Origin of the sequence: Vibrio sp. 1641, assembly GCF_033339995.1 — a bacterium.
Classification (GTDB): domain Bacteria; phylum Pseudomonadota; class Gammaproteobacteria; order Enterobacterales; family Vibrionaceae; genus Vibrio; species Vibrio alginolyticus.
The window spans coordinates 1-1,024 of record NZ_JAWOVP010000059.1; the positions used below are offsets into that span (position 1 = coordinate 1).

The following is a 1,024-nucleotide window of genomic DNA, read 5'->3' on the forward strand; positions in this document are numbered from 1 at the left end:
TACCTCACTCAATACTTGGTATTGATCTCATGTTGATTCAAGAACGCGCCATCGATACCCAAAAGATCACGATAGTAGGTTTCAAACATCAGAATGTTTTGCACATACCCACGAGTTTCGTTAAATGGAATCGCCTCAATAAAGGCGTATGCGTCCACTTTGCCTTGGGTTCGCTCTCGCCACGTTTTTTCTCGGTTAGGGCCAGCATTATAAGCGGCGAGCGCAAAAATACGATTATTATCGTAATCCTCTAGCAAACCTTGCAGATAATGGCTACCGATCTCGATGTTTTTGCCGACGTTGTATAAATCATCACTACCTTGATAAGTCAGCTTGTATTTACGTGCCGTGTACTTCGCAGTCGCTGGCATGATTTGCATGATACCGCGAGCCCCTACCGGAGAACGCGCCTCTGAATCCAATGCACTTTCTTGTCTGGCTAACGACATCATCGTAATCGGGTCGATGTCATGCTTCTTCGCATAAAAGTTGAACCACCAGCGGTGCGCAATGGGAAATCGCAGTTCAATATTGTCCCACATTTGCGCCTGGATACTGGCTGTGACGGTTAGGTGATGCCAATTCTTGGATGAGGCATACGCCGCCAACATCGCCTTTTCATCTTTACCTACTCTACTCAGCAAATGCGCCCACTCACTTTTCGCTGCCGCAATTTTATCTGTCGCAATCAACTCTTCAATACGAGTGAGAGAGTTTTGATACGGGTGAATAACCTTAGTATCGAGCTTAATACGATGAGATGGATATTTGATTGACTGACCAATCGCATTCGCCGCAGCCACGCTGTAGAAATTGCGCTGACCAACTAAGGTCGCCAATCGCTGTTTGCCAGCAATATCATCACCCAGCGCAATCTCACTTCGACCTAACCAATATTGCCAGCGGAGCGAGGCTTGCTCATCTTTGTTGAGTACGGCAATCCACTGTTGAACACCTTTCCAATCTGCATTTTGAATTGCTAGACGGATACGATTTTCGATCAAAGCGACATTTTTACTGGTTT

At 46.0% G+C, this 1,024-nt stretch carries 1 protein-coding gene; it reads right to left on the reverse strand.

What is annotated here, in order from left to right; genetic code table 11:
- Positions 1 to 8: 8 nt before the first annotated feature.
- On the reverse strand, positions 9 to 1,024 hold a 1,016-nt coding region (locus R7Z47_RS24140; protein WP_318130673.1), incomplete at its 5' end, for a transglycosylase SLT domain-containing protein.